At 56.9% G+C, this 22232-nt stretch carries 20 protein-coding genes, 1 pseudogene and 2 riboswitches; of the genes and pseudogenes, 11 read left to right on the top strand and 10 right to left on the bottom strand.

Going from position 1 to position 22232, the window contains the following annotated elements; genetic code table 11:
• Window positions 1-33: 33 nt before the first annotated feature.
• The 3 genes from CUC55_RS07305 to CUC55_RS22865 form a co-directional block, all read right to left on the bottom strand.
• On the bottom strand, window positions 34-639 hold the full coding sequence (locus CUC55_RS07305) for a DUF1419 domain-containing protein (RefSeq protein WP_067650739.1): 606 nt from the start codon (window positions 637-639) through the stop codon (window positions 34-36).
• 64 nt (window positions 640-703) lie between these two features.
• Window positions 704-1738 carry a DUF3991 and toprim domain-containing protein gene (locus CUC55_RS07300; protein WP_067650504.1) on the bottom strand — a complete coding sequence of 345 codons (1035 nt, stop codon included), beginning with the start codon at window positions 1736-1738 and terminating at the stop codon, window positions 704-706.
• A gap of 203 nt (window positions 1739-1941) precedes the next feature.
• Complete coding sequence (locus CUC55_RS22865; protein WP_170063839.1) at window positions 1942-2118, bottom strand: hypothetical protein; 177 nt, start codon at window positions 2116-2118, stop codon at window positions 1942-1944.
• A 712-nt stretch (window positions 2119-2830) separates the two neighbouring features.
• Between CUC55_RS22865 and CUC55_RS07290 the strand changes: the two genes are divergently transcribed.
• Window positions 2831-4252: an amidase gene (locus CUC55_RS07290; RefSeq protein ID WP_067650498.1), complete on the top strand. Its 1422-nt coding sequence runs from the start codon at window positions 2831-2833 to the stop codon at window positions 4250-4252.
• A 68-nt stretch (window positions 4253-4320) separates the two neighbouring features.
• Window positions 4321-4551: pseudogene (locus CUC55_RS07285) on the top strand (LysR substrate-binding domain-containing protein); the annotation flags it as partial.
• Between the two features lie 103 nt (window positions 4552-4654).
• Here CUC55_RS07285 and CUC55_RS07280 read toward each other — a convergent pair.
• Complete coding sequence (locus CUC55_RS07280; protein WP_103087415.1) at window positions 4655-5560, bottom strand: LysR family transcriptional regulator; 906 nt, start codon at window positions 5558-5560, stop codon at window positions 4655-4657.
• 179 nt (window positions 5561-5739) lie between these two features.
• Window positions 5740-5945, bottom strand: a riboswitch (cobalamin riboswitch).
• Between the two features lie 198 nt (window positions 5946-6143).
• On the opposite strand from CUC55_RS07280, the gene CUC55_RS07275 reads away from it, so the two are divergent.
• From CUC55_RS07275 to nrdF, 7 genes are all read left to right on the top strand, one after another.
• Entirely contained in the window at window positions 6144-7136 is a 993-nt protein-coding gene (locus tag CUC55_RS07275) for a DUF1852 domain-containing protein (RefSeq protein ID WP_425352773.1), read from the top strand.
• A gap of 23 nt (window positions 7137-7159) precedes the next feature.
• Window positions 7160-8188 carry a methionine synthase gene (locus CUC55_RS07270; protein WP_103087414.1) on the top strand — a complete coding sequence of 343 codons (1029 nt, stop codon included), beginning with the start codon at window positions 7160-7162 and terminating at the stop codon, window positions 8186-8188.
• A complete protein-coding gene (locus tag CUC55_RS07265; protein ID WP_103087413.1) occupies window positions 8188-8817 on the top strand; it encodes a GNAT family N-acetyltransferase in 630 nt (209 codons plus the stop codon). The genes CUC55_RS07270 and CUC55_RS07265 overlap by 1 nt, the downstream gene beginning before the upstream one ends.
• 106 nt (window positions 8818-8923) lie before the next feature.
• Window positions 8924-9143: riboswitch (cobalamin riboswitch) on the top strand.
• Window positions 9144-9390: 247 nt separating this feature from the next.
• Window positions 9391-9615, top strand: coding sequence for a glutaredoxin-like protein NrdH (gene nrdH / locus CUC55_RS07260; protein ID WP_042620157.1), 225 nt, complete (start codon window positions 9391-9393; stop codon window positions 9613-9615).
• Between the two features lie 9 nt (window positions 9616-9624).
• Window positions 9625-10038, top strand: coding sequence for a class Ib ribonucleoside-diphosphate reductase assembly flavoprotein NrdI (gene nrdI / locus CUC55_RS07255; protein ID WP_067650481.1), 414 nt, complete (start codon window positions 9625-9627; stop codon window positions 10036-10038).
• Entirely contained in the window at window positions 10008-12161 is a 2154-nt protein-coding gene (gene nrdE, locus CUC55_RS07250; RefSeq protein WP_103087412.1) for a class 1b ribonucleoside-diphosphate reductase subunit alpha, read from the top strand. The genes nrdI and nrdE overlap by 31 nt, the downstream gene beginning before the upstream one ends.
• A 26-nt stretch (window positions 12162-12187) precedes the next feature.
• Complete coding sequence (gene nrdF, locus CUC55_RS07245; protein ID WP_103087455.1) at window positions 12188-13162, top strand: class 1b ribonucleoside-diphosphate reductase subunit beta; 975 nt, start codon at window positions 12188-12190, stop codon at window positions 13160-13162.
• A gap of 89 nt (window positions 13163-13251) precedes the next feature.
• Here nrdF and CUC55_RS07240 read toward each other — a convergent pair whose 3' ends face one another.
• Entirely contained in the window at window positions 13252-14460 is a 1209-nt protein-coding gene (locus tag CUC55_RS07240; protein WP_425352790.1) for an MFS transporter, read from the bottom strand.
• Between the two features lie 241 nt (window positions 14461-14701).
• On the opposite strand from CUC55_RS07240, the gene CUC55_RS07235 reads away from it, so the two are divergent.
• Both CUC55_RS07235 and CUC55_RS07230 read left to right on the top strand, forming a co-directional pair.
• A complete protein-coding gene (locus CUC55_RS07235) occupies window positions 14702-15142 on the top strand; it encodes a winged helix-turn-helix transcriptional regulator (RefSeq protein ID WP_067650341.1) in 441 nt (146 codons plus the stop codon).
• A 202-nt stretch (window positions 15143-15344) separates the two neighbouring features.
• Entirely contained in the window at window positions 15345-15569 is a 225-nt protein-coding gene (locus CUC55_RS07230) for a helix-turn-helix domain-containing protein (RefSeq protein ID WP_067650731.1), read from the top strand.
• A gap of 46 nt (window positions 15570-15615) precedes the next feature.
• On the opposite strand, the gene CUC55_RS07225 is transcribed toward CUC55_RS07230, so the two are convergent.
• The 5 genes from CUC55_RS07225 to CUC55_RS07205 form a co-directional block, all read right to left on the bottom strand.
• Window positions 15616-16854: a CapA family protein gene (locus tag CUC55_RS07225; RefSeq protein WP_103087411.1), complete on the bottom strand. Its 1239-nt coding sequence runs from the start codon at window positions 16852-16854 to the stop codon at window positions 15616-15618.
• A gap of 80 nt (window positions 16855-16934) precedes the next feature.
• The gene (locus CUC55_RS07220) at window positions 16935-18617 is read right to left on the bottom strand and encodes a dipeptide ABC transporter ATP-binding protein (protein WP_103087410.1); all 1683 of its coding nucleotides are present in this window, start codon (window positions 18615-18617) and stop codon (window positions 16935-16937) included.
• Window positions 18618-19487 carry an ABC transporter permease gene (locus CUC55_RS07215; RefSeq protein WP_103087409.1) on the bottom strand — a complete coding sequence of 290 codons (870 nt, stop codon included), beginning with the start codon at window positions 19485-19487 and terminating at the stop codon, window positions 18618-18620. It abuts the gene before it with no gap.
• Between the two features lie 10 nt (window positions 19488-19497).
• Window positions 19498-20469 carry an ABC transporter permease gene (locus CUC55_RS07210; protein WP_067650331.1) on the bottom strand — a complete coding sequence of 324 codons (972 nt, stop codon included), beginning with the start codon at window positions 20467-20469 and terminating at the stop codon, window positions 19498-19500.
• Between the two features lie 11 nt (window positions 20470-20480).
• The gene (locus CUC55_RS07205; RefSeq protein ID WP_067650729.1) at window positions 20481-22076 is read right to left on the bottom strand and encodes an ABC transporter substrate-binding protein; all 1596 of its coding nucleotides are present in this window, start codon (window positions 22074-22076) and stop codon (window positions 20481-20483) included.
• Between the last annotated feature and the right edge of the window lie 156 nt (window positions 22077-22232).

The following is a 22232-nucleotide window of genomic DNA, read 5'->3' as shown; positions in this document are numbered from 1 at the left end:
CGTCGCGATCGGTTGTGAAGACTGTTGTGTCGTTCAGGCGGCGATGGAGAGGGGGAGGTGCCTTAAATGCACCGGAAGCTTGGCGGAGATTTCGTCGTCCGTCAGATCATCGAGCAGTTTCAGGAACGTGCCCTCCTTGCAGCCGTACAGGACAACGGTGCGATGGCCACGGTTGCTTTGCGGCCATCGATCGCCCGCATAGTCGCGATAGTCGTCAGCCGTGCTGCTCCAGATGTGCTCGAGCCGCTCTTGCCGAGACATCGACCGGAGCGGACGACTTTCCCGCTCGACGATGGCCAGGCGCATATGCTCGGCCATAGAACGTTCGGACAGGTCGCAATATCCATGGAAGTGACGGATGACCCCATCGATGCGCAGGCTGAAGAACACTGACGTCACGGAGTCGGTCAGGAACTCACGCATGGCAAACATCGATCCGCGGATCCAAAGCGGCGGGAGGATCTCGAACATATAATCGTGCTCCGCTTCGGCGATCTCAAACCATTCACCGGCATAAAGGGATGAAGCATCGCCATCCCATCGGCCCGGTCGCTGGGCATGACGGTCGAACATGCGGTACATTTGCTTGCGTGTTGCCACGCCCTGGAAAACCTTGCGGATTGCGGCAGAGGGGTTCATTTGCGGCTCCTTGGGATATGTCCGGACCGAAGAGAACACCGTCGTCACGACCATGCTCATCTCTTCAATCCTCCATGACCTCTCCCGGGCCGCCGGCATCGTGTCCGCCCGGGTCAAGGGCCGGCGCAGCCGGGCGAAGCCTCCCTTGACGCGGGAGGCGCGAATGCGGCACGCCGTTCATTTCTCCTTCCTTTTCCTGCTTCTCCCTTTCCTGACATTTCAGGACCTCGTTCCAGTCGTCCGCCGGCGGTCGCAGACGCAACCAATCGCATCCAGCCTGATCGGCCACTTCACGAAGGCGATATGCAAAGGCCTCGCCCTGGCGATTGGCGTCGGTCGCCGCAACAAGTTGCACATCCGGGTACCGAGCCAGTTGTCGTAACGCTGCGGCAGTGTTCGGCGACCAACCGCCGCCGGTGCTGAGATAGAGGGTGTCTTCTCGCATCCCCTCGATTGCTGCGAGGCTCATTGCATCGATCGCAGCTTCCGTCACACAAAGCCGATGGGCTCCGGATGGGCCGAGCCGGAACAGCACCTTCGCGCCGCCCGTCGCAAAGCCCCGCCAGTCCGGGCCGCGTTCTTCCCAGCCACAGATGTTACCGTCCTCGTCAACATGGCCAGCCCACATGCTTCCGTAAGGGCCTTCACGAAGTACACCCTGTTTGATGGCACCCTTCAGAATCCGTTCCGGTACGAAGCGCGTAAACCGCAGGTAGCGCCAGGTTTCAGATGACGGTCGAGGTTTCCGACGCGATATCCACCGATCATGGATCGTCGCAATCGCAGTTTTTGTTGGCGCTGCCGCCATCCACTCCGGTTCTATTGACTGGAAGCCGATGAGACCGGCGACACGGTCCAACGCGTCCAGGAAGCCACCTCCGTCGAGGCGTGCAACAAGTGAGAAAACGTCGCCCTTGTCATCGCCTAGCGGATCGAACCAACCCTGGCCACCATGGGTGACGATAACGATCTCACCGCCGCGGCGGTATTTCACAGCCCGGCGGGTGCTTTCCTTCGCATCGATCGCGAAGCCCGATGTCTCCAAAACTGCTCCGCACCCGACCCGTTCGCGAATTTCCTCAATATCTCTTCGCTTCATCATCTTTCCGATCGCCTGGCGATCGTCCCTTGTTAATTTCCTTTCCGCATTCTTCGCGGACCCCTTCACGTCCGGCGCGAAGAGCGAAGGCGGCAAGGGCGGGGTTGGCAATTGGTGAATCCTGCAAAGGATTTGCCAGCCCCGGCGTCGCTTCCCTTGCCACCGCTCGCTCGCTAGCGGCAGCCGGAACGGCAAAAGGCGGCTCAATGAGCCGCCCAGGGGGAAAGCTCGTGCACGATTTCGAGGTCGTCGCCGTCGTCGATCTCGTCGGTGGGTAGGACGCCGTATTCACCGTCGACTGCAAAGACGGTGACCGGGACCATCAGGTCACGGGAGAGTTGGAAGGTGTGGGACTGTGCGAGAGAAAGATCGTGCGACATCGTTATCGGCTCCAGTTGGGGAGCGGGCCAATTCCCGCTCGATGGTTCCGAAAAGGCCCTGAGACGGGCGCGATCACCTCGCAGGCAAAGCCAAGAGGCCGCAGCGTGGCTGCGGACCCTTCACGGGTTGATCGTGGAAGATCCGGATCTGGGCCAGGAAGCCATCGACAGAGAGCGGGATTGGCCGTGGTTCATGCTGGCGATCACGAGGTGATGCGGCGTGTTGTCCCGTACCTATGCGGGCCAAACTTAAGACAGTTTTGATGTGCCTCATTCGAAANGGGATGAGACCTATGTGAGCGGAGATGGCGCGATCGTTCGCATTCCGGCCTGACCTCCCGACCTGTTGTCATCCTGTCAATTTCGCCAGGTATCGGCGGTTTGAATAAACCATTTTACTGATGACCGACGGTTCTGATGAGCGAAATGGTTCTGAACCTGACAGCATTGCCTGAAGAAACGCGGGAGTGGATAGGACATGCTTGGCCGTGACGAATTTTCCGTGTTGATCGAACGGGCAGGGCTGAAACTTGACGACGACCAATTTGAAGCTGCCCGCGCATCATACGCAAATCTCCGGGTCCTGACTGATTTGGTGCGAATACCGCGTGATCGCCGGGTGGAATCTCCCCACGTGTTTCGTGTCGATGGACCAGCAATTCCAAGGCCCTGCACCACGGACGATCGACCTTCGACGGACGAGGTGTGACAGATGTCGGAGCTCTGGGAACTTGGGATCGCTGAAACCGCACGAATGATTGCTCGAAAACAAATCTCACCCGTCGAGGTGGTTGATCACTTTCTTGCACGTGCAACAACACTCAATTCCACGCTCCATTGTTTCATCACGATCGAGGAGGACGCAGCACGTGTTGACGCCCGCAAGGCTGAGGCTGAAATCATGGAAGGTCAATACAGAGGACCTTTGCATGGCATCCCATATGCGGTGAAGGACATCATCAATGTGTCTGGCCTTCCAACCACCAACAATTCTCGCCTCACGCTGGGTGACATCGCAACGTCTGACGCGTCAGTCGTCGCAAGTCTGCGCGCGGCTGGCGCTGTCTTGCTGGGTAAGACTGAGACGCAGGAATTCGCCATGGGTGGGCCGGATTTCAGCCTGCCCTTTGGGCCCGCGCGCAATCCGTGGGATCTCGATCGCTTTACCGGGGGCTCGTCAAGTGGGTCGGCGGCAGCCGTCGCTGCGGGAACGGTTCCGCTTGCGATCGGAACGGACACGGGCGGATCGATAAGGACGCCGTCAGCCTACTGCGGCATTTCGGGCATGAAGCCGACATATGGTCGGGTGAGCCGCTGGGGGATGACGCCTCAAGCCTATTCCATGGAGACCGCCGGCCCAATGACGTGGTCCGTTGAGGACAATGCGATAGCACTCCAGGCTCTTGCAGGTCATGACCCNGGTGACCCGTCTTCAGTCGACATTCCGTCGCAGCCATGGACCGAGGCGACGTCTTTAGGCGTGTGTGGCATGAGGATAGGTCTCCTGCGCAGTTTCCATGAAGAGGAGCCCGACTTCTTTTCGGACGAGTGCGTCGCAGTTTTCGAAGAGGCTGCCAGACTTTTTGAACACGCTGGTGCCACCACCACGGATGTATCATTATCACCTCTGCGTCACTATTTCGCCGCCCAGCGCGTCATCATGTATAGCGAGGCAGCAGCCGTCCACGAAGACGATTTCAGACGCAGTCTCCATCTTTATGGTCCGTATTCGGTCGAGCGCTTTTTACCAGGCTTCTTGCTCACTGCGACCGATTACCTCCAGGCATGCCGCAGGCGTGGGGAACTGACCACAGAGCTCGCCGAGGCCTTTTCATCTGTCAATCTCCTTTTGGTGATCGGTGCGCTTGGCGTCGCACCTCTCATCCATGACGTGGCAAGAAATTCTCTTGTGAATGGGACCCCGTCCGTCAATGCCGCTTTCAACCTGACGGGCTCGCCAGCCATGAGCGTGCCTGCGGGCATCAGCGCCGATGGCCTGCCCCTTTCGGTCCAGCTCGTCGGGCGGAATTTCGACGAGTTCAGCATCTATCGTGCGGCTCAAGTCATCGAAGACGAAATGGCCCGTAGAGCAATCTGCCCACAGGCGGCCGTAAAGGTCGACTTCCTTGCGTAGAGGAGAGATGCCGGCCCAAATAGAAGTGCGCCTTCCTGCGAGGTTCTCCGTGACGCGCTCTCACTTGTGGAAACATGGAGGCGATCAGGGCTGCCGCGATCGATAGCCTTGGCCTCGCTTATCTGCCAGAGTTCCTAGCGGCCGATGCCATTCGCGAAGGCCTGCTACAAACGGTGCTGAGCGACAGTCTGACGGCACCAGGCCATTTCTCCATCCTCTGGCCGTCGGCGCGATTTATTACACCGAGGCTGCGCGCCTTTATCGATTTCGCAGCGGAGAAGCTGTTTACGGAAGTCTAATTGATGATGCCAATCGCCATGTCTTATTGGCGCAGAGCGGATAACCGCATCTGGCCCAAAGCAGACAAACGCGCGTTTATGCTTCCGACTGACGTTACTCCGCCTATGAGCTAGCAACTGGTGTTGAAGGTGTTTGACGTGCCCTGCTCAGGAAACCAGCGATATAGTCGACGTCCTCATCGCCACATCTTAACCCGAGGTGGATACTCTTGCTGATGCCCCTGCTCCCTATCCGGACAGGTTGAACACCCAGTTCCGCGGCGTCCAGCCGCACGAGCCAGTCTGGGATTGCGCTGACCCCGCGACCTGCCGCAACAAGCTGCAACATCATCTCCGTTGTTTCGACAGTACTGTGATGACGGGGGCGAGTGTCGCCCGGTACTAGGAACTGGGTGAAGACATCGAGCCTTTCCGGCGGCACAGGATAGGTGAACAACGTCTCGTCCAGAAGGTCTGAAGGTTCGGCATGATCTTTGAAAGTTAGCGGATGGCCGGTCGGCACGGCGAGGACTAGCTCGTAATCGAAGACCGCCACATAGTGGATGCCCGCCGCATCGATCGGNTCTGGCGTGATCAGGATGTCGATCTCTGATCCTGTTAAAGCAAATACTCCGCCGAACACGAAAGAGGTCGTCAGCTCCAAGTCGACATCGGGCCATTCGAGCAAATATGGCTTCGTGACGCCCATGAGCCATTGATGGCAGGGATGGCATTCCATCCCGATTTTCAACGATCCTCGTCGTCCATACCGGTAATCAGAGAGGACATTTTCCGCCCTTTCAAGCTGCGGCAGGACGCGCTGCGCGAGTTCAACGATGTAGCGACCCGCCTCAGTCAGACGCACATTGCGTCCGTCTTTNCCCCACACAGCTATTCCATAGCGTTCTTCGAGTTTTCGGATCGTATGGCTGAGCGCCGACTGGGTCACATTCAACCGTTCAGCAGCCGCCGTCAGACTGCCAAGACGGTCGACTTCCCGCAGGATGGAAAGGTGTTGTCTGTCCAGCATGTCAGCGACTTCTCGTCTGCAGGTGCGCGTCGAGGGGGATCGAGACTTGCTTAGGTGCTCTTGTCGTCGGGTTCTGGTTCATCGGCACTGCCATCATGTTGCGGCAGGGCGAAGACATGACGCGAGGCAACGGCGCGAGGATGCCGAACGCAAAGCGGCACACCGGGACACCCCGCCCGTGGACGTTATCTGTCGCGGCAGGTCTCCTGGCTTGCGGGTCAATGCTTCCGTCCGTCTTCCCGAGGCGCGCCTCAGTGACATGAATTGACTTCCGCTCGTCGCTTACAGTTGCGGGGGCAGCTCCGGCTTCGGGCGATGAGCGCCGTACCGAATTCCCTCTTAGCTCCAGACTTTCGCCTGAAGAACCACGATGACGAAGCAATGTAGCATGTTGGTTGGAGGGTCAAGTTTTCTTCTCAAGAAGTAGAGAACGTTGTCGGCATCAAACGCATGAACAGCGCTCATACGTCAGTGAGATAATACCATTTTNAGTCAGCCGCCGGGTCAGGCATACCGCCCGCAAGAATGACTTTGAACCGAAAGGGCCGCTTACGACGACCTAATTCGGGAAGCAGGATGCCGGATGATGTTGGACAGCACTTTCACTTTCTCGATCAGGTGCATTCCGTTTGACGAGGACTATCGCCCTGCAGAGAGTACGCGCGCCACGACGAATTTCGCCAATCTGGCACGAGGCGAGAACCGTCGAGAGAACCTGCGCAACGCATTGCGGATGATCGACAACAAGTTCAATGCGATGGCGCATTGGGATAACCCGCTACGGGATCGCTACGCAGTCGAGATCGAAATCGTATCCGTGGAGATGAGCATCGGGTCATCGGCAGAGACCGAAACCTTCCCCATCATCGAAGTCCTCAAGACCAACATCGTCGATCAAGCGACGAGCGAGCGTATCGAAGGCGTCGTCGGTAACAACTTCTCTTCCTACGTCAGAGATTATGATTTCAGTATCCTGCTGCCCGAGCATAACATTAACAAGGACGCTTTCAGCGCACCTGACGACTTCGGTGATCTGCATGGGAAGCTGTTTCAGGCGTTCCTGAAGTCAGAAGCTTACAGGGACCATTTCAGCAAGCCGCCGATCATCTGCCTGAGCGCCTCCAGCACCAAGACCTATCATCGCACCGACAATCAGCATCCGATCCTTGGTATCGAATACAGGCAAAGCGAGTTCTCGCCGACAGACCGGTACTTCGAGAAGATGGGATTGCAAGTACGTTATTTCATGCCGCCCAACAGCGTCGCGCCATTTGCATTCTACTTTATCGGCGACCTGCTGACGGATTACACGAACCTCGAGCTCATCAGTACCATCAGCACGATGGATACGTTCCAAAAANTCTACCGCCCGGAAATCTACAATGCCAATTCCGTTGCGGGCACGTGTTACCGCCCAAACCTGAAGCACTCGGACTATTCACTGACGCAAGTCGTCTATGATCGGGAGGAGCGCAGCCGCCTTGCAGTCGAGCAGGGAAAATTTGCCGAGCAGCATTTTATCAGACCGTTCAAGACCATTCTCGATGCATGGTCCGCCAACTACGTCGTCCGTTAATCCGAAAGCATAGGATCATTCCGATGAAGTCATTGTTGCCCCCTTCGGCCGCCGGCAGCCTGCCAAAGCCCTCCTGGCTTGCAGAGCCTGAGAAGCTATGGTCGCCCTGGAAGTTGCAGGGTGATGAACTGATCGAAGCGAAGCAGGACGCCTTGCGTCTGGCATTGGACGACCAGCTTCAGGCTGGCATCGAGATCGTCAGCGACGGGGAGCAGACCCGCCAGCATTTNGTCACAACGTTCATTGAGCACCTCGACGGCGTCGATTTCGAGAAACGAGAAACCGTCAGGATTCGTAACCGGTATGATGCAAGCGTCCCGACGGTCGTTGGAGCCGTGTCCCGTCAAAGGCCGGTCTTTGTCGATGATGCCAAATTCCTGCGCCAACAGACGACGAAGCAGATCAAATGGGCTCTTCCAGGCCCAATGACCATGATCGATACGCTCTACGACAGTCATTACAAAAGCCGCGAAAAGCTCGCTTGGGAGTTCGCAAAGATACTCAACCAGGAAGCAAGGGAACTGGAGGCTGCCGGCGTCGACATCATCCAGTTCGACGAACCCGCATTCAACGTGTTCTTCGATGACGTGAACGAATGGGGTGTCGCCACGCTCGAAAAGGCGATCGAAGGATTAAAGTGCGAGACCGCCGTGCACATCTGCTATGGTTATGGCATCAAGGCCAACACCGACTGGAAGAAAACGCTTGGATCGGAGTGGAGGCAATACGAGGAAGCGTTCCCGAAACTTCAGAAATCCAGCATCAATCTGATTTCATTGGAGTGCCACAACTCCCACGTTCCGATGGACCTGATGGAGCTCATCCGAGGCAAGAAGGTCATGGTCGGTGCCATAGACGTGGCAAGTTACGCCATCGAGACGCCGGAAGAAGTAGCCGACACTCTCCGGAAGGCTCTCCAGTTCGTGGATGCGGACAAGCTCTATCCATGCACCAATTGCGGCATGGCACCGCTTCCGCGTCATGTGGCCACAGCGAAGCTGCGTGCACTCGGTGCAGGCGCTGACATCATCCGCAGGGAGCTTGCGGCCTGATGCCGATCGACAATTTCTCGATTGAATGGCTGACTGATGACGCACAGGCCGCCGTCCGGGCTGAAGCGAGGACCTTCTGCCTGCGGATGATCAAGAACGTCTACGGGATCGACTACACTCCCGCCTGGCATTCTGACCTGGATTCGCTGTTGCTGGCGCAGCCGGACAACTGGTTCTCCCTCGAAAGGCACGGCAGTTTTCTCGTTGTGCGGGACGGAGATGGACATATCATTGCGACTGGCGGTCTTTACGCGCTCGAAAACAAACCCTCTACGAAGGAGCGCTTACGAAATCGCTATGGCGACGGCGAAAAGGTATGTCAGATTGTCCGCGTGTACATAGAGCCGTGCGCCCGTCGTAAAGGGCTTGGCACAAAGATTGTGGCAGCCTTGGAGAGCCGGGCATCCGCGTTTGACTACACCTCGTCCTACCTCCATGCCGATGTTCAGACACCGGAAACACTCAGCTTCTGGAAAGCCCAAGGCTATGGCGCGTTTGGCCACTTCTCCTATCCGTCCAACCGCGGAACCGAGACGAGCGTCGATTTCGACAAGCCGTTGCGCTACGAACGTTGCGGAAACGCAAANTCGATACTTGATATCGGCTTGTCTGCGGCTATTCGGGGCTGAACTTTCACGCTGTATGATCACCCTGTTATCCACAGGCTGCGGTGGACGAGGACTTAATTTTTTAACAACCACCCTGCTAAGAGTTGACGAAACTATCCCCTCATATACTATATCTAGTGTTCGAGGTTCTTCCGATTCGCGTCGGAAGCTAAGACGGGAATACGGTGCGTGACGTCCATTCTGGACGGAGCAATGCCGGAGCTGCCCCCGCAACTGTAAGCGGCGAGCATCCTCTCAAACTGCCACTGAGGCCGCAATGCTTCGGGAAGGCGAGATGGATGCGACGACCCGTGAGCCAGGAGACCTGCCTCAAACGAATACGTCCACGGGCGGGGTGTCCGAAGGTCGCGTTTGCGTGCGGGATGAGCCTGCGCGTGCCGCTTCCCCTGGTCTCCGCATCAACCACTTCGGGGTGAAGTCAATGTCGCATCATTTNAGTCAGTATCCGCGTGAATAGCGGGCGGTAACGCCCGTAGCCGAGTCCGGCTGCCATGCATCCCAGAATCTCCCGAACAGGTGTTCCCAACGCCTGATCGATATCGCACGCCCTAAACAAATCTCACGAGGATCATTATGACCATTACCGTTTACAGCAAGCCAGCCTGCGTCCAGTGCACAGCAACCACCCGCGCTCTGGACCGCCAGGGCATCGACTACACCGTCATCGATGTTTCCGAAGACACCAATGCCTATGATTTGGTCCAGGGACTTGGCTATCGTCAGGTTCCCGTTGTGGTGGCTGGTGAGACCCATTGGGCAGGTTTTCGCCCGGATATGATCAGCACGCTTGCGGCCTGAGCCAGAGCAATGGGTCAGATCGTCTATTTCTCCAGCCGATCGGAAAATACCCATCGCTTCGTCGGACGGCTGGGAATGAGTGCGCGGCGCATTCCCCTCAGTCCTTCCGAGAGCCTTCAGGTCAAAGCCCCCTATGTTCTCATCCTGCCCACCTACAGTGGCGAAGGCGGAAAAGGGGCCGTTCCAAAACAGGTGATCCGCTTTCTCAACGATGAGGAGAACCGCGGAAACATTCGTGGCGTGATCGCCGCGGGCAACAGCAATTTTGGCGAGACCTATGGGCTCGCGGGTGACGTCATCTCGAAGAAGTGCCAGGTGCCGTATCTTTACAGGTTCGAGCTTCTGGGAACCGACGAAGACGTCGTTAACGTCATACACGGATTGGAACGATTTTGGACGCGACGACTTTCGAAAAGCCTTTGAAGACATCGGAATCCGAACTGGATTTCCACGCCCTCAACGCGATGCTCAATCTTTATGACGAGCAAGGAAAAATACAGCTCGGCAAGGATCGGCTTGCCGCCAAGCAATATTTTCTTCAGCACGTGAACCAGAACACGGTCTTCTTTCACAATCTGCGAGAAAAGCTCGATTATCTGGTGACCGAGGGCTATTACGAGCGAGAGGTGCTGGACCAGTATTCGTTCAATTTCGTGCGGGATTTGTTCGATCGTGCGTTTGTCAAGAAATTTCGTTTCCCGACATTTCTTGGCGCGTTCAAATATTACACCAGCTACACCTTGAAAACCTTTGACGGGAAGCGGTATCTCGAACGCTACGAAGACCGCATCTGCATGGTGGCGCTGGCACTTGCGCAAGGCAACGAAGAACTTGCCAAGGATATGGTCGATGAGATCATCGCCGGCCGCTTCCAGCCCGCGACGCCGACATTCCTCAATGCGGGAAAAAANCAACGTGGCGAACTGGTTTCCTGCTTTCTGCTGCGCATGGAAGACAACATGGAATCCATTGCACGTGGCATCAACTCCGCGCTCCAGCTTTCCAAGCGCGGCGGTGGCGTGGCCTTGTCACTGACGAACATTCGCGAGGCTGGAGCGCCGATCAAGCAGATCGAAANCCAGTCATCCGGCATCATTCCTGTCATGAAACTGCTAGAAGATAGTTTCTCTTACGCCAACCAGCTCGGCGCGCGCCAAGGTGCCGGTGCCGTCTATCTCAACGCCCACCACCCTGATATTATGCGTTTTCTCGATACCAAGCGGGAGAATGCCGACGAGAAGATCAGGATCAAAACCTTGTCGCTCGGCGTCGTCGTGCCCGACATCACCTTCGAATTGGCGAAGAACAACGAGGATATGTATCTATTCTCGCCCTATGACATCGAGCGCGTCTACGGCGTCCCCTTCACCGAGATATCGGTTACCGAAAAATACCGGGAGATGGTGGCGGATAGCAGGATCAAGAAGAAGAAGATCAAGGCCCGTGACTTCTTCCAGGTGATCGCCGAGATACAGTTCGAAAGCGGCTATCCCTACATCATGTTCGAGGACACGGTGAACAGGGCGAACCCGATTGCCGGTCGCATTTCCATGAGCAATCTCTGCTCGGAAATCCTTCAGGTCAGCGACGCCAGCGAATATAATGACGACCTATCCTATAACGTCATGGGCAAGGACATCTCCTGCAATCTCGGCTCCCTGAATATCGCGGCCGCCATGGACAGCGCCGATTTCGGAAAAACAATCGAGACATCGATCCGGTCGCTCACGGCGGTGTCTGACATGAGCCATATTGCCTCCGTGCCGTCGGTGGAGAAAGGCAATGACGACAGCCACGCCATCGGTCTCGGACAGATGAATTTGCATGGCTATCTCGCCCGCGAGCGCATCTTTNACGGTTCGGACGAAGGCATCGATTTCACCAACATCTATTTCTACACGGTCACCTATCACGCCATTCGCGCCTCGAACCGTATCGCGACCGAGCGCGGCGTCAGCTTCAAAGGCTTCGAGAACTCGAAATATGCGTCCGGTGAGTATTTCGACAAATACACCGAACGCGAATGGCTGCCAGCGACAGAGCGTGTTCGCGAGCTATTTGTGACGGCAGGCATCGCGATCCCAACGCAGGAGGATTGGCTTGCGTTGAAACAAGCGGTTATGACCTCAGGCCTCTATAATCAGAACCTCCAGGCCGTGCCGCCGACAGGATCGATCTCCTACATCAACCATTCGACCTCTTCGATCCACCCGATCGTCTCGAAGATTGAAATACGCAAAGAGGGTAAGATCGGCCGCGTCTATTACCCCGCCGCCTTCATGACCGACGATAACCTCGAATTTTACCAGGATGCGTACGAGATCGGCCCGGAAANGATCATCGATACCTATGCGGCGGCGACCCAGCATGTAGACCAAGGTCTTTCGCTGACGCTGTTCTTCCGTGACACCGCGACGACGCGCGATATCAACAAGGCGCAAATCTACGCGTGGAAGAAGGGCATCAAGACCATTTATTACATCCGTCTTCGACAGATGGCACTGGAAGGCACGGAAGTGCAGGGTTGCGTGTCATGCGCGCTGTGAACAAGAACGCTTCGAAAGATCAACACATGAACATCGCCGTCAAGCCCGTCAGTCGCATCCGTGCCATCAACTGGAACCGTATCGAAGACGACAAGGACCTCGAAGTCTGGAATCGCCTGACCGGTAATTTCTGGCTGCCGGAAANGGTCCCGCTCTCCAACGACATCCCATCTTGGGGAACGCTGAAGCAAGAAGAGCAGCAACTCACCATCCGCGTCTTCACTGGCCTGACCCTGCTCGACACGATCCAGAACGGCGTTGGATCGGTCAAGCTGATGGCAGACGCCGCGACGCCGCACGAAGAGGCGGTGCTATCCAACATCTCCTTCATGGAGGCGGTCCACGCGCGTTCCTACTCCTCCATCTTTNCCACCCTGTGCTCGACACCGGATGTTGATGATGCCTATCGCTGGTCGGAAGAGAACGAGTTCCTACAACGGAAATCGGCGCTGATTATGCGCGAATACGACAGCGGCGATCCGCTGAAGAAGAAGGTCGCCTCCGTATTTCTGGAAAGCTTCCTGTTCTATTCCGGCTTTNATCTTCCGATGTACTGGTCGAGCCGCGCCAAGCTCACCAACACCGCCGACATGATCCGCCTCATTATCCGCGACGAAGCCGTGCACGGTTATTACATAGGCTACAAGTTCCAACGTGCGGTAGACCGGTTGCCTGCGCAGAAGCGCCAGGACATCAAAGACTTCGCCTTCGATCTCTTGCTCGAACTCTACGACAACGAAGCAAAGTACACCGAAGCGTTGTACGACGGCGTCGGCCTGACGGAGGACGTCAAGAAATTCCTGCATTACAACGCCAACAAGGCGCTGATGAACCTCGGTTACGAAGCGCTGTTTCCCGCAGAAGCCTGCAAGGTCAATCCCGCAATCCTCTCCGCGCTTTCACCAAACGCCGACGAGAACCACGACTTCTTTTCCGGCTCTGGCTCGTCCTATGTCATTGGGAAGGCGGTGGCGACAGAGGATGAAGACTGGGACTTCTGAGGGATTGAACCCCGTCGCGACATCGAGACCGCCGCTAGAGCCAATGTCTTGATGCCGCGACCCGATCAGCGAAGAATGAAGTGGCTTCGTTAGAACCGACGCTGAACTAACAGTTCATCGGTGGTTCGGTTCGTTGCGAATGACCGCTTTTGGCGCAAAGCTGCCAAGGGAAAGGTTGGCCCAAACCAGTCATTGACACGGGCACTGGATGAAGCGCAGTGCTTAATTGGTCCTCTCCGATATCTCGCTTTTGATCCACAACGCCAGGGCAACTGCACTAAACGCGGCCCCGAGGAGAGAAATCCCGTCCAGCCGAACCACGAGTAGGTCGCCGTAGCAGCAATAGCTCCAATGGCGCTGCCAACAGAGTAGAAGACCATATAACCTCCAATCAACCGGCTGCTTTTTTGCGGGTTGAAAGCCACAATGGCGCTGAGATTGGTGACGTGGACCGCCTGTACCGCCAAGTCCATCAAAACTACACCTACGAGCAGCACCGCCATCGAGACCGGAAGGAGAGCGATCAGTCCCCAGGATAACAGCAAGACCGCCAGAGAAACTCCTGTTGTCCATCGACCGTAACCTCGATCCGCAAGTCTTCCCGCGCATGTCGCGGCAATCGCTCCCGCCAGCCCAACCAGTCCAAACATGCCTATTCTCGTGTGTGAATAGGAAAAGGGCGGGGCACTGAGCGGAAGGACAAGCGCGGTCCAAAACGTGCTGAAGGCAGCAAAAATCAGGAGCGCTAGGGCACCTCGATACAGCAAGCTTCGCTCTCGGAGGAACATGGTTGGAATGGAGAGTAAAGCGTGGGTATACGTCTCCGTATTCCGTTTCGCAGATTGGCGCGGTAGAATCGCGATGAGAACGATGGCCATGACAAGTGTGATAAGCGCAGATGTCAAATACACAGCCCGCCATCCGCTGACATCGGCAATTGTTCCTGCAAATGATCGGGCGGCAAGAATGCCTGTTACGATTCCGCTGGTAACCGTGCCAACCACCCTACCCCGCTGGGCCGGAGTGGCTAGGGCCGCCGCCTGAGCGACCAGTGTCTGTGCAACAACAGCCGTCAAGCCGACCGCACCCATACCTGCCAACAAAATCGCGTTCGTTCCCGCTGCCCNGACAATCACGAGAGCGATGGCCAATAATAATCCCTGAACGATGATAAGCTTACGGCGGTCGATGAGATCGCCAATCGGCACGATAAAGATCAACCCCAAACCATAACCCACCTGCGTCAACATCACGATGAGACCGATGGTGGCTGGCGGTATTCCAAGATCATGTGCCATTAGGTCGAGCAATGGCTGCGCGTAATAGATGTTCGCTACGCTTAAACTGGCTGCGGCGGCAATGATGAGGGTATGTAGTCCCGACAAACCCTGTTCCCGCATTCCTGGCACGGCATTGTCTAACTTCTCTTCCATTTGGTGGCCTTCATGATCTTGTTTCATGCCACTCCCAGACCACTTGGCTCAACACATTTCTAGTTCTAAGATAGAACCAGATTCTGAAGGATGGAGATGGGCACCGATGGTGAAACGTGTGAGCTTATGGAATTCCGGTTGCCCGGTGGCACGGTCTCTCGATGCAATCGGAGACTGGTGGTCGCTTCTGATCATCCGCGATGCTTTCGATGAGAAGCGGCGCTTTGGTGAGTTCCAGAACGGGCTGGGCATCAGCAGGGGCGTATTGGCCACTCGGCTTGGTGATCTGGTAAGGCGCGGAATATTTGAGACCGCGCCAGCATCGGATGGAACTGCCTACCGCGAGTACGTCCTTACTGCAAAGGGGCGCGGGCTGTTCCCTGTCATCGTTGCACTTCGCCAGTGGGGCGAAGATTTCCTGTTCACCGAGGGCGAGGAACGCTCATCACTGGTGGACCACGAATCCGGTAGACCAATCGCCCGGCTCGTTATCCGATCCGCCGATGGCCGATCCCTCGACTGGAGCGACACGCGTGTGACAGCCTGAGCATCTATAGGTCGGTGGCCATCGCTCAAACGTCCACTTTGGTGGAGAGCGGAAGACCGCCGTTGGCGCGAAGCGGAAGGCGCAATTCGAACCTATGCGGCCCAATTGTTCCGCGCTCATTCCTCGGTATGAGACACTTCGTAAACACAAATGAAGAGTATACTCTGTAGATGAATGCGCTGCAAAACGCATGAATCCGTTCATGGGTATCAGAGAAACTTTCGCGTCCAATCTGCGGGAAATTCGCTTGCGACGAGGTCTTTCGCAGGAAGAGCTCGCTCACCGGGCGGACATCCACCGAACCTACGTCAGTTCCCTGGAAAGATGCCAGTATTCTGCGACAATCGATATGGTCGAAACGCTGGCGCGGATCCTGGAGGTCGAGGCCACCGATCTGCTGAAAGCGAGATCGGCCACCAAGCAATGACAGCCGATCTTGTTTTAGGCCGAGGAAGAACGGCCCGGCTCCTTTATCAATTGGCGTCGTAATAGCCAACATCTTCCGAAATCCTGATACGCGTGCCGAACTGCGTGCACTGCTGCTGAAACCGCTGCAGGATCCGCTGCCCGTCTTCACCGGTCGCAATCTCAGGTGCAAGGCGCTGGTCGAGCGCTTCGTTCTTTAATCCTTCGGGGCCGCCTAAAATTACCGGATGAAAGGCAATTCCAGTCAATGAGCCGGTGTCGTTGAATGTGCATAAGCCAATCACGCTTTCCCAAACCTCACGGGCGGTCCATTTGGATTTGCCCGGACGGATATGAAAGACGAAATTTCCAAGACTGTAGAAAATTGGTTTCCCCTCGTAAATCTCCAGCGGCTGAAGAACGGGAGCGCCGTGGCTGACGAACATGTGGGCACCCGCATCAATGCATTGTCTGGCCACAGAACCGACCCACCCTGGAACCTGATACCAGTCAGACGCCCAATGATGATGGTGAAGATAAGCCACGACAAGGCAGTCGCTGTTGGCAGCAGCAGTGATCGCGGCAAGATTTCTCCCCAGGTCGTCCGGATCGATTTTGACGTTGCGGCCGAACGTCTCAGAGCGCCTGAAGAGACCACGAGCAAGGGCGATCTCGGATAGGTCATCCACAATCGGTTTGTCGTCGGGCTGACTGTCATTACCGAGATCCATGCTGGTGTAGCCGACCTTATCCCGGATCGCAGCGAGTTGTTCGAAAGCCTGAGAATCCACGTCGATGATCTGGGTCAGTTTCAGTCGGTTGATTCCGGGTCGCTCAGGTCGGCCCGGAGCTGCATCTGCTGCGTACATGAAATCTGGGCCCGGCCCACCATCCATGGCGACTAAGGCGATCTTTCGACCAGCGACGGACCCAAGCCCGGATCGTGCCGCAGCCGTCCGGTTGCGACCGATACCGGCATGGAGAAAGCCGCGCCTCTCGACCTCCTCAAGCGTCGACAGGATGCCGGGCGAGCCGAGATCGTAGGCGTGGTTGTTCGACAGGGATAGTCCATGGAACCCGAGCGACTGGAGAGTATCGAGGACGACGGGTTGGCTGCTGCCAAAAANCGAGCCCTTCATCGGCCATCCGCCATGGCTGCCGAAGATCGTGCTCTCGAAATTGGTGAATGCAAAGTCCGATTTGCTAAGTGTCTTGCACACTGCCTCGAAGCCGGGNTTTTCGAGAGTGCGAATGTCGTGTTTGATCAGCGACTGGCCGGTTACTGCGACCGTGAAGGCATTCGTCATGTCATGTGTTCCTGCATGATGGAAAAGAGCGAAGTTTTGGTTGGCACGGAACTCGAATTCGAGTTCCGGCCGGTCTGAGGTCAGTGCGTGAACCGCAAGGGGCGAGCGTCAATCAGCCGCCGCGTGTAGGGATTGTCCGACTGGGAGAATATGAAATCCGTGGGGCCGGAATCTTCCACGATGCCATCCTTGAAAATGTAGATCGCATGGCAGAGGTCCTGAACGAGGGCCAGGTCGTGAGAGATGAACAGCATCGACAACCCGCGCTCGCGAACGGTTTCCTTGAGAAGGGTGACGATCTCGGCTTGAACCGAGACGTCGAGCGCCGAGGTCGGCTCGTCAGCAACGATAATGCTGGGTCTTGCGAGAAGGGCGCGTGCGATGCAGACCCTCTGCTTCTGGCCACCGGACAATTGATGCGGAAAACTCTTCAATAGGATTCTCGGCAGGCCCAGCCGGTCCATGAGATCGCCGACCTCGTGAGCATATGACTTCGATCCCCGGTTGCCGGATCGAACGCTTTCTTCAAGCGCGGAGCCGACCGACATGCGAGGATTGAGTGACATTGCGGGGTCCTGGAATATCATCTGAACCTGTCCCAACAGACCGCTTTTGCGACCTGATCGGGAAATATCGAAACCTGCACCATCGATTTCGAGTGTTCCCTGATTGGCTGTCTCAAGACCCGCGACAATGCGTCCGATCGTGCTCTTGCCACTGCCGCTTTCACCGACGATCCCGGTGATGGCACCGCGCTCGATTTCGATGGTAACGTCCTGGAGCGCAAATGACTGCCGATCGCTTCGTAGCCAAGGCAGGCTGCGGCGAGCGAATGTCTTGGTCACGCCTTTGACTGACAGGACGGAGCGCGGACCAACCAGTCCGGCGGGATCAACGCCATCTCCGGCCGGCTCCGCGCCATGCGAAAACACAGGCGGCTGGTGGACGCCCGAAAGGCGCAAGCGCGGAACAGCGGCGAGGAGATCGCGGGTGTAAGGTTCGGCTGGCGCGTCGAGAATCGAGGATGTCACGCCCTGTTCGACAACCTTGCCGTGGCGCATGACGACGACCCTGTCTGCGATCTCCGAGATCACGCCCATGTCGTGCGTGACAAGAATGATCGAGACACCCGTCTCCTCAGCCAGCTTGCGTAACAAGGCGAGGATCTGTTTCTGGACGGTCGCATCGAGAGCAGAGGTTGGTTCGTCCGCAACGATAATGTCCGGCTTGCCAGCCAATGCGATCGCGATGACGATTCTTTGGCGCTGTCCGCCGGAGAACTGGTGCGGATACTGACTGTATCGGCCCGCCGGATCCTGGATCCCCACACGCTCCATGAGGTCAAGCGCGTGGGCTCTGGCCTGTCGAGCGGTGAGACTACGNTCCAGAGCCTGGATCGTTTCGACGATCTGCGAACCAACGCACATCAAAGGGTCGAGTGAGGCCGTGTGATCCTGAAATATCGCCGAAATCCGGCGTCCTCTGACCATCATTCGGTCCTTGTCACTCATTTCATCGAAGGCTTGTCCCCGGAAANGAATTCGACCACCGGTCTGGCTGAAGCCAGACGCGAGCAAGCCGAGAACTGCATTGCCGAGCGTCGATTTGCCAGCGCCGGATTCGCCGATCAGGCCGAGGATTTCACCTGCACGAAGCTCGAAAGAGACGTCCCGCAGGATTGTCGTCGAGGTTTCGGCCCGTTGATGCTTCAAGGTAAGATTGCTGACGACGAGGAGGGGAGATTGCTTCTGATCCTGTTCCATTCATCGGCTCCTTGGATCGAGCCGCCGACGCAAGTCTTCGCCGACGAAATTGATGCTTGCGATGAGGCCGAAGAGGGCCAGCCCCGGAAAAAGGCTGATCCAGTATTGGCCGGTGAGGAGATACTGAAATCCGTTCGCAACGGCCGAGCCGAGGGAAGGTTTGTCGATGGGAACACCAAGGCCGAGGAAGGATAGCGTCGCTTCAAGGGCTACCGCGTGGCCGAGCTCTATCGGGATCAGTGTGATTGCCGGCGCGATGCTGTTCGGTAGAAGATGACGCAGCACGATCCGGGGCGGAGACAGGCGCAAAAGGCGCGCAGCATCCAGATATGACTTGCTCGCTTCGGTCATCGCCACGGCGCGTGTAACGCGTGCGTAGGTCGCCCATTGAACGATGACCAGTGCGAGAATGATGCGATCGATGCCAGGCCCGAGGGTCACGATAGCGATCAACGCGACAAGGATCGTTGGAAGGCTCAGTTGCAGATCGACAATCCGCATGATGAGCGCATCAATCCACCGGTTGGAATATGCGGCGGTGACGCCAGCCGTAATTCCAATCAAGGCCGCAAGCGCTGTGCTGGTGGTTGCCACAAACAGGCTGATCTGCAGTCCGTAGAGCACGGTGCTGAAAATGTCGCGGCCGAGCCCGTCTGTCCCCAGAAGATAGGTGTAGCCAACGCTGCTGGCGGTTCCCGGGGNTGAAGACGACTCCCATGCAAATATCTGCAAGGGATCATAGGGGTTTTGAGGCGCAATGAGCGATGCCGCAAGCGCCAGGAGAATATAGGCGGCGAGGAGCGCCAGCGGAAGTTTGATGCGGGATAGGACGGGGCGCTTCCAGATAGCGCGCAACGTGTCGGTTTTCATGGGTTCCCTTTCATGCGCTGCGGCGTGTGCGCGGATCGAGCACGACGTAGAAGAGGTCGACGAGCGCGTTGAGCCCGACGAAAGCAATCGAGATGAAGGTGAGGGTGGCCATGACGACTGGCCGGTCGAGAAGCTGGATCGAGTCGATCAATAGTTTNCCGACACCCGGCCAGTTGAAAATGGACTCGACCACGACGGCAAAGGCCAGCATCCCGCCAAACTGCATGCCAATGATCGTCACGATCGGAACGCTGATATTTGGTAGCGTGTGTCGGAACAGGATCCGTCGTGACGACAGGCCCTTCGCCTGGCAAAACCGTGTGAAATCCTGTGTCTCGACTTCGATCGTTCCGGACCGCGTTAGCCTTGCGATCAAAGCGATGTTGGGGATCGCGAGCGCAAGTGCTGGCAACGTCATCTTCCGAAGACCGTCGAGCGTTAGGAAACTCCACTCTGCGCCGAACAAAGCGGCTGTAGAGCCGCGGCCACCGGACGGGAACCAGCCCGTCAGAATGGCGCCGACCAGGATAAGCATCATGCTTAGCCAGAAGGATGGAATGCTCAACGCAATAACGCTTCCATGGAGGATCGCACGATCAATCGGCTTTCCTTTCCGGCGGCCCGCAAGCAAGCCCAGAAGCACCCCGCCCGGCGCTGCAATCGACATCGCGACGATTGCCAGCTCAAGGGTTGCGGGCAACTTGCTTATCACCAGTTCGAACGCCGGAAGATGATAGATATAGGATGTCCCGAAATTGCCACTCAGAACGTTTCCGATGAACAGGAAATACTGATGCCAGACAGGCTGATCCAGTCCAAGTGCGATGGTCGCATTTCTGATGTCCTCGGGAGTCGCAGTCTCGATGTTGACGAGATTGAAGACCGGATTGCCGACACTATGGATGCCGATGAAGCCAATGAGCGACATGACGAGGAGGAGAAGAAAGGCTTGTGAAAGCCTTCCAATGATTGTCGATACCATGTGCGCTGCCCTCACTCTGTCCGTGAGGCGGCTTGCATGGCCGTCGTCCAGCCACGCGGATGCACTGTGTAGGCCCCGACTTTCGGCCCATGCCCGACGATCAGGTGGTAGTGGTAAAGCGGAATGATCGGATAGTCGCTCATCACGAATTCCGTCGCGCGTGCCAGAGCCTCGTGACGACCCGGCCCTTCTTCCATCGCCTTCGCTTTGACCAGCATTTCGTCGAAGGCCTTGTTCTCATAGTGGCCGTAATTGAGCGATCCTGTGCCGCGTGCTGCATCTGACAATGCAAGAACGCCGTCGAGGCAAAGTGTGACCGCCTCCCCGGAGCAACCGCCATACCAGACCGGGTACTCGCCGTTAGACCGCTTCGTCATGAAGACGGAGAAGGGTGAGACGACAGGCTGGACCGTGACACCGACACGAGCCCAGTTCTGGGCAATCGACTGGAGCGACTCCGCATCGCCGGGATAGCGGCCACCTGGACCTGCCAGCACGACGTTGAAACCGTCAGGATATCCGGCCTCTGTCAAAAGAGCCTTGGCCCCGGTATTGTCAGGCGGGGTGACTTTCAGCCTATCCGAGGTTCCCGCCAGGCCCGGTGGAAAAAGCTGCGCAGCGGCAGTGCCGTAACCGGACAGGATTCGATCGGTGATGAAGGACCGATCCGTCGCCATCGTCAGCGCCTGACGAACGCGCTTGTCGCGAAACGGATTGCCGATGGGCTTTCCGTCCTTGCCTGTCACGCCTGGAGGCTCATCGCTTCCGATATCGAACTGAAGAAAGTTGGACCGGGACGCGGCCGTGCTGTCAATTTCGATCTTGCGTGCTTTGAGACCCTCGACATCCCGTGCCGGAATAAAGTCCGCGAGATCAACATCACCAGTCGTGAGCGCAGCCACGCGTGCAGCCGGGCTTTCGATGATGCGAAAGGTGACATCGGACCACGCCGGAGCGCCGCCCCAGTAATCGGGATTGCTCGATAGCGTCAGACGTTCACCGGACTGCCACGCCTTGAATTTGTAAGGGCCGGTTCCATTCGGCTGCGCGCCTGAATTCAGTTCCTCGGTGGTCGCGAAGCCATTGGCTTGATGCGGGAGAATGAACAACGTGGTCATCTGCAAGGGAAGGGTAGGGGCCTCTCCACTTGTTTCGATGACGACAGTCAGGGGATCCGGTGCTGTCACGGACTTGATCGGCTTGGTGTAGCCATGAAACCCACCACTTGGAGGCTTCAGGAAACCACGGACTCGCTCGATCGAATAAATGACATCCTGAGCGGAAAATGCCGAGCCATCATGGAAACGAACACCGTCGCGCAGTTTGAACTCCCACTGGGTCGGAGATAGACGCTTCCATGATACAGCAAGGGCCGGCTGGGGATTGAGATGCTCGTCCTGTCGAACGAGGCGCTCATAAATATGAGCCAGCAACGCGTTGTTTTCATTGAGATCCGCGTAGTGGGGATCGAGGGTCATCAGTTTAAGCTGCGTGCCGACCCGCAATTCCTCCGCAAAGGCGGCGGTGATCCCGACAAATCCAGCGGAGGTAGCGGTGGCGATTGCCAAAGCCAGGATAGGTGGGCGGAATCCTTCTAGAAATTGCATTAGGTCGTTCCCTTCTTTNGATTTCTTCGACTTCGTTGCTGGCAGCGAGTTTTCACGGCGCAGGTCATCCTTCCCATGGTGCGCCTTGCGCATCGCAGGTCAGAAACTTCATAAGTTGCATAGTATGCTCTGTCGTTGTATACTCTACATTACACG

This window comes from Agrobacterium bohemicum (assembly GCF_002896715.1).
In the GTDB taxonomy this organism is placed as follows: domain Bacteria; phylum Pseudomonadota; class Alphaproteobacteria; order Rhizobiales; family Rhizobiaceae; genus Agrobacterium; species Agrobacterium bohemicum.
Note: the sequence above shows the minus strand (reverse complement) of the source record. Positions and strands in the feature narration are given on the sequence as shown.

Excerpts from the sequence above, each read along its gene's own strand:
- CUC55_RS07300 (WP_067650504.1), bottom strand. The coding sequence starts at position 1,738 with ATGAAGCGAAGAGATATTGAGGAAATTCGCGAACGGGTCGGGTGCGGA.
- CUC55_RS07305 (WP_067650739.1), bottom strand. The coding sequence starts at position 639 with ATGAACCCCTCTGCCGCAATCCGCAAGGTTTTCCAGGGCGTGGCAACA.
- CUC55_RS22865 (WP_170063839.1), bottom strand. The coding sequence starts at position 2,118 with ATGTCGCACGATCTTTCTCTCGCACAGTCCCACACCTTCCAACTCTCC.
- CUC55_RS07230 (WP_067650731.1), top strand. The coding sequence starts at position 15,345 with ATGGGTATCAGAGAAACTTTCGCGTCCAATCTGCGGGAAATTCGCTTG.
- nrdH (WP_042620157.1), top strand. The coding sequence starts at position 9,391 with ATGACCATTACCGTTTACAGCAAGCCAGCCTGCGTCCAGTGCACAGCA.
- CUC55_RS07235 (WP_067650341.1), top strand. The coding sequence starts at position 14,702 with ATGGTGAAACGTGTGAGCTTATGGAATTCCGGTTGCCCGGTGGCACGG.
- CUC55_RS07205 (WP_067650729.1), bottom strand. The coding sequence starts at position 22,076 with ATGCAATTTCTAGAAGGATTCCGCCCACCTATCCTGGCTTTGGCAATC.
- nrdI (WP_067650481.1), top strand. The coding sequence starts at position 9,625 with ATGGGTCAGATCGTCTATTTCTCCAGCCGATCGGAAAATACCCATCGC.